The 5,531-nt window shown below is 60.7% G+C and carries 5 protein-coding genes; 4 read left to right on the forward strand and 1 reads right to left on the reverse strand.

All coding sequences use genetic code 11. The features are described from left to right. Positions 1-77: 77 nt before the first annotated feature. Positions 78-623, reverse strand: a complete 546-nt coding sequence (locus tag ACW9I6_RS30385) for a TetR/AcrR family transcriptional regulator (protein ID WP_032898567.1) — start codon at positions 621-623, stop codon at positions 78-80. Between the two features lie 91 nt (positions 624-714). On the opposite strand from ACW9I6_RS30385, the gene ACW9I6_RS30390 reads away from it, so the two are divergent. The 4 genes from ACW9I6_RS30390 to ACW9I6_RS30405 all read left to right on the forward strand — a co-directional run bounded on the left by ACW9I6_RS30390 (position 715) and on the right by ACW9I6_RS30405 (position 5,466). Continuing rightward, positions 715-1,908 (forward strand): MFS transporter, encoded by a 1,194-nt coding sequence (locus tag ACW9I6_RS30390; protein WP_003212382.1) that lies wholly within the window; start codon positions 715-717, stop codon positions 1,906-1,908. Between the two features lie 41 nt (positions 1,909-1,949). Continuing rightward, a complete protein-coding gene (locus tag ACW9I6_RS30395; RefSeq protein ID WP_457340163.1) occupies positions 1,950-2,261 on the forward strand; it encodes a cupin in 312 nt (103 codons plus the stop codon). A 106-nt stretch (positions 2,262-2,367) separates the two neighbouring features. Beyond that, positions 2,368-3,522, forward strand: coding sequence for a TDT family transporter (locus ACW9I6_RS30400; protein WP_457340164.1), 1,155 nt, complete (start codon positions 2,368-2,370; stop codon positions 3,520-3,522). 69 nt (positions 3,523-3,591) lie between these two features. After that, positions 3,592-5,466, forward strand: a complete 1,875-nt coding sequence (locus ACW9I6_RS30405; protein ID WP_177010113.1) for an MFS transporter — start codon at positions 3,592-3,594, stop codon at positions 5,464-5,466. Positions 5,467-5,531: the final 65 nt, after the last annotated feature.

A 5,531-nucleotide genomic window follows, 5' to 3' on the forward strand; every position in this document is an offset into this window, starting at 1 on the left:
AGTGAGCCGCTGTAAGAGCGGAACCATAAGTGGCCGTTACCGCAGCAACGGATATACACCCAAACCCAAAAAACACCTCACCCCCGCAAAGCCAACTCAATCAACTCATGCAGCTCCTCAACCTCCAACGGCACAGTAGAAAACAAACTGCGAAAAACGGTTGGCGCAACGATCAAATTGATCAGCCGATCCACGCTGGGAAGTGTCCCCGCGTCGTCGGTGTACCGATCCAGGATCGTCTCCAACTGCCCGGTGAGAATCCCCACGCAATACCCCGGCGCCTGACTGCATTGCACATCACGCATCATCTCGCGGCCAAGGTCCGAGCTCATCTCATCACGGTATTGCTCACCCCAGGCCCGCAGGTCTCCGCGCAGGCTGCCGGTATCAGCCGGCTCACTGTCCGGGCGCAGACGGGCCATCGCAACATCGGCCAGCAGCGCCGCCAAGTCACCCCAGCGCCGGTAGATGGTCGAAGGCGTCACTCCGGCGCGCGTGGCTATCTGCGGCACGGTCACGCTGGAACGGTCCTGCTCTTCGAGCAATTCACGCACCGCCGAATGCACTGATTCCTGGACCCGGGCACTACGGCCCCCCGGGCGGAGCCCTTCTTTTATCGCCATGCGTAAAACCTTAACACAAAGAATTTGCTTTAAGCGCCATCCGGTAGCACACTCCGCAAAAGCAAAATATTAGCTTTAGCGGAGCGTGCCCATGTCCAGCGTTACTTCTCATCGTTCCAGCCTGGTGTTTCTGGCGATCACCTTGCTGACGTTTCTCGCCGCCTCCAGCGCGCCGACCCCGTTGTACCACCTCTATCAAGAGGGCCTGCACTTTTCGGCGGCGATGTTGACCCTGGTATTTGGCATTTACGCCTTGAGCCTGCTGGCTGCATTGCTGACCGTGGGGTCGCTGTCGGACCACTTGGGGCGCAAGCCGGTAATTTTTGCCGCGCTGCTCCTCGATATGCTGGCGATGTTGCTGTTTATCAATGCCGACAGCGTCGGCTGGCTGATTGCCGCCCGCACGGTACAAGGCTTTGCCACCGGCATGGCCACCGCTGTGCTGGGCGCCGCATTGCTCGACACCGACCGCCAGCAAGGCCCGCTGATCAACAGCGTAGCGCCTTTGCTGGGCATGGCCTGCGGGGCCATGGGCTGCAGCCTGCTGGTGGAGTTCGCGCCGATGCCGACCACGTTGATTTACTGGACCCTGCTCGGGTTGATGATCCTGCAGGCATTGTACGTCTGGCGCCTGCCGGAGACAGTCAGCCGGATTCCGGGGGCCCTGGCCTCGCTATGGCCCACCTTGCATGTACCGCCCCAGGCCCGCCGCGCCTTGTGGATCTCGTTGCCGGTAGACGTAGCCGTATGGGCCATGGGCGGCTTTTACCTGTCCCTGGCGCCCTCGCTGGTGCGGGCGGCGACCGGGTCCACCTCGAACCTGATCGGCGGCGGACTGGTGGCGGTGTTGACGCTGAGCGGGGCGGTGATGATTTTCAGCCTGCGCAACCGCCCGGCGGACAAAGTCCTGCGGTTGGGCGCCGTGCTGCTGGCGGTGGGTGTTGCGCTGATCCTCACGGCCGTCCACAGCGCCAGCCTGCCGCTGTTCTTCATTGCCACGCTGATCGCCGGCGGTGGTTTTGGCTCGGGATTCCTCGGTGCGCTGCGCAGCGTCTTGCCGTTGGCCTTGCCCCATGAGCGGGCGGGCTTGATGTCGGCGTTCTATGTGCTGAGTTACCTGGCGTTCTGTGTGCCGTCGCTGTTGGCGGGCAACTTGACGCGCACCTTCGGTTTGATCGCCACCACCGACGGTTATGGCGTGGTGCTGATTGTATTGGCACTCGGCGCGTTGGTGGCGTTGCTAATGCAGGATTTGGCGAAGAGCAGGGCGACGGCGGGTAATTGATTCGGTAATAATTCGTCACCCTTACGCCTTGGGATTCACCCATGAAGATCATCCGCAGCAAAGAATTCACCGGCACCCGCGCCTGGGAGGCGCTGGACATCGCCAATATGAACGGCATCACCACCCGTTTGCATTGGACCGACCAGCCGTATCGCTGGCACGTGAATGACGGTGAAGAGGTGTTCGTGGTGCTTGATGGCCAGGTGCAGATGCACTATCGCGAAAACGGCAGCGAACAGATGGCCTTGCTTCAGGTAGGCGACATCTTCTACGCCAGTGTCGGCACCGAGCATGTGGCCCATCCACAGGGCCCCGCACGGATTCTGGTGATTGAAACCCAAGGCAGCGTTTAATCACATATTTACGAAACAGATAACAGTTAGAGATATTACCCGTTATATAGATATTCGATTCGGTTCTACCATGGTCTCAACCTCATGCGAGGAAGAGGACTACACCATGACTTGCCCGAATACGCTTCACAGCAGCTTGAAACCCTTCAGTCACCTGACCCGTCCCCTGGAAGTGATTCGCCAGTTCACCCCCAACTGGTTTGCCGCCACCATGGGCACCGGGGTGCTGGCGTTGGCGCTGGCGCAATTGCCGGTCAACCTGGCGGGGCTGCACGCCGTGGCCGAAGGGCTGTGGCTGTTTACCATTGGCCTGTTTGTGTTGTTCAGCGTGCTGTATGCGGCGCGCTGGGTGATGTTTTTCCACGAGGCCCGGCGCATTTTCGGGCACTCCACGGTGTCGATGTTCTTCGGCACCATCCCCATGGGCCTGGCGACCATTATCAACGGCTTCCTGCTGTTCGGCGTGCCGCGCTGGGGGGATGGCGTGGTGCAACTGGTCGAGGTGCTGTGGTGGCTCGACGTCGCGATGGCCCTGGCCTGCGGGGTGCTGATCCCGTTCATGATGTTCACCCGCCAGGAACACAGCATCGACCAGATGACTGCCGTGTGGCTGTTGCCGGTGGTGGCCGCGGAAGTCGCCGCCGCCAGCGGTGGCCTGCTGGCGCCGCACCTGGCCGACGCCCATTCGCAACTGGTGATGCTGGTGACCAGCTACGTGCTGTGGGCGTTTTCCCTGCCGGTGGCGTTCAGCATCCTGACCATCCTGATGCTGCGCATGGCCCTGCATAAACTGCCACACGCCAATATGGCCGCGTCGAGCTGGCTGGCTCTCGGTCCCATCGGCACCGGTGCCCTGGGCATGCTGGTACTGGGCGGTGATGCACCTGCCATCTTTGCCGCCAACGGTCTGCCCGGCGTCGGTGAGATGGCCAACGGCATCGGCCTGGTCGCAGGCATCACCCTGTGGGGCTTCGGCTTATGGTGGATGCTGATCGCGGTGCTGATCACCCTGCGTTACCTGCGGGCCGGTATTCCGTTCAACCTTGGCTGGTGGGGATTCACCTTCCCGTTGGGCGTGTACTCGTTGGCCACGCTGAAACTGGCGAGCACCTTGCACCTGGGTTTTTTCAGCATCGTTGGTTGCGTGTTGGTGGCGGCGCTGGCGCTGATGTGGCTGATCGTTGCCAAGCGCACGGTGCAGGGCGCCTATAAAGGCGAGCTTTTTGTATCGCCGTGCATTGCAGGACTAGCGAATAAGTAAGCAGGATTAGGTAAAGTCGTGGCCTGGAAAGACCAATAACAGCCTTCAGGCCACGCAGGAACACGGACGATGAGCCACCCCTCGCAATTCACTTTGCTGCGCAAACGGCGTTTCCTGCCGTTCTTCATTACCCAGTCCCTTGGTGCGTTCAACGACAATATATTCAAGCAGTCGTTGATCCTGGCGATTCTCTACAAGCTGACCATCGAGGGCGACCGCTCGATCTGGGTCAATCTCTGCGCGTTGCTGTTTATCCTGCCGTTCTTCCTGTTCTCGGCCCTGGCCGGGCAATTTGGCGAGAAGTTCAACAAGGACGCGCTGATCCGGGTGATCAAGATCGGCGAAATCGTGATCATGTCCGTGGGCGCGGTGGGTTTCATGTTCAACCACCTGGAGCTGATGCTGCTGGCGCTGTTTGCCATGGGCACGCACTCGGCGCTGTTCGGGCCGGTGAAATACTCGATCATGCCCCAGGCCCTGCACGAAGATGAGCTGGTGGGCGGCAATGGCCTGGTGGAAATGGGCACGTTCCTCGCGATCCTCGCGGGCACCATTGGCGCCGGGATCATGATGTCGTCCACCCATTACGCGCCGGTGGTCTCGACGGCCATCGTCGGCATTGCGGTGCTGGGCTACCTGGCCAGCCGCAGCATTCCGCGCGCGGCGGCGTCCAGCCCCGAGATGCGCCTGAACTGGAATATCTTCAGTCAGTCCTGGGCCACCTTGAAGCTCGGCCTGGGGCAGACACCGGCGGTGTCGCGCTCGATTGTCGGCAACTCGTGGTTCTGGTTTGTCGGCGCGATCTACCTGACGCAAATCCCGGCCTACGCCAAGGAATGGATGTACGGCGACGAGACTGTGGTTACGCTGATCCTCACGGTGTTCTCGGTGGGCATCGCTCTGGGTTCGATGCTGTGCGAGAAGCTCTCCGGGCGCAAAGTCGAGATCGGCCTGGTGCCGTTCGGCTCGTTCGGTTTGACCGTTTTCGGCCTGCTGCTGTGGTGGCATTCCGGAGGCTTCCCGCAGAACGTCCAGGCCAACGACTGGATCGCCGTGCTGAGTTACGGCCAGGCGTGGTGGGTGTTGTTCGATATCCTTGGCCTCGGCGTATTCGGCGGCTTCTATATCGTGCCGCTGTACGCGTTGATCCAGTCGCGTACCGCCGAGAACGAGCGGGCGCGGGTGATCGCGGCCAACAACATCCTCAACGCGCTGTTCATGGTGGTCTCGGCGATCGTCTCGATCCTGCTGCTGAGCGTGGCCAAGCTGTCGATCCCCGAGCTGTTCCTGGTGGTGTCGCTGCTGAACATCGCGGTCAACACCTACATCTTCAAGATCGTGCCCGAGTTCACCATGCGTTTCATGATCTGGCTGCTCAGCCATTCCATGTACCGCGTCGAGCACAAGAACCTCGAGCTGATCCCGGACGAGGGCGCGGCGTTGCTGGTGTGCAATCACGTGTCGTTTGTCGATGCGCTGTTGATTGCCGGTTCGGTGCGTCGGCCGATTCGTTTTGTCATGTACTACAAGATCTACAACCTGCCGGTTTTGAACTTTATCTTCCGCACTGCCGGGGCGATTCCGATTGCCGGGCGGCATGAGGACATCCAGATCTACGAAAAGGCCTTCCAGCGGATTGCCCACTACCTTAAGGACGGCGAGCTGGTGTGCATCTTCCCGGAAGGAAAATTGACCTCCGATGGCGAGATGAACGAGTTCCGAAGCGGCGTGACGCGGATTCTTGCAGAGACGCCGGTGCCGGTGATTCCGATGGCGTTGCAGGGGTTGTGGGGGAGTTTCTTCAGTCGCGATCCGAACAAGGGCTTCTTCCACCGGATCTGGTCGCGAGTGACCCTGGTGGCCGGCGCGCCGGTGACGGTGGAGGCGGCGACGCCCGAGGCGTTGCATGGGGTGGTGGGGGAATTGCGCGGGAGTGTCAGGTAGTTTTTTGGTGTATTTGAGGGCCTCTTCGCGAGCAAGCCCGCTCCCACACTTGGAATGCATTCCAA

This window comes from Pseudomonas sp. SDO5522_S412, assembly GCF_054071215.1.

What these genes read in the sequence shown, in the direction of transcription:
- ACW9I6_RS30390 (WP_003212382.1), top strand. Translation starts at nt 715, where the DNA reads ATGTCCAGCGTTACTTCTCATCGTTCCAGCCTGGTGTTTCTGGCGATC.
- ACW9I6_RS30400 (WP_457340164.1), top strand. Translation starts at nt 2,368, where the DNA reads ATGACTTGCCCGAATACGCTTCACAGCAGCTTGAAACCCTTCAGTCAC.
- ACW9I6_RS30395 (WP_457340163.1), top strand. Translation starts at nt 1,950, where the DNA reads ATGAAGATCATCCGCAGCAAAGAATTCACCGGCACCCGCGCCTGGGAG.
- ACW9I6_RS30385 (WP_032898567.1), bottom strand. Translation starts at nt 623, where the DNA reads ATGGCGATAAAAGAAGGGCTCCGCCCGGGGGGCCGTAGTGCCCGGGTC.
- ACW9I6_RS30405 (WP_177010113.1), top strand. Translation starts at nt 3,592, where the DNA reads ATGAGCCACCCCTCGCAATTCACTTTGCTGCGCAAACGGCGTTTCCTG.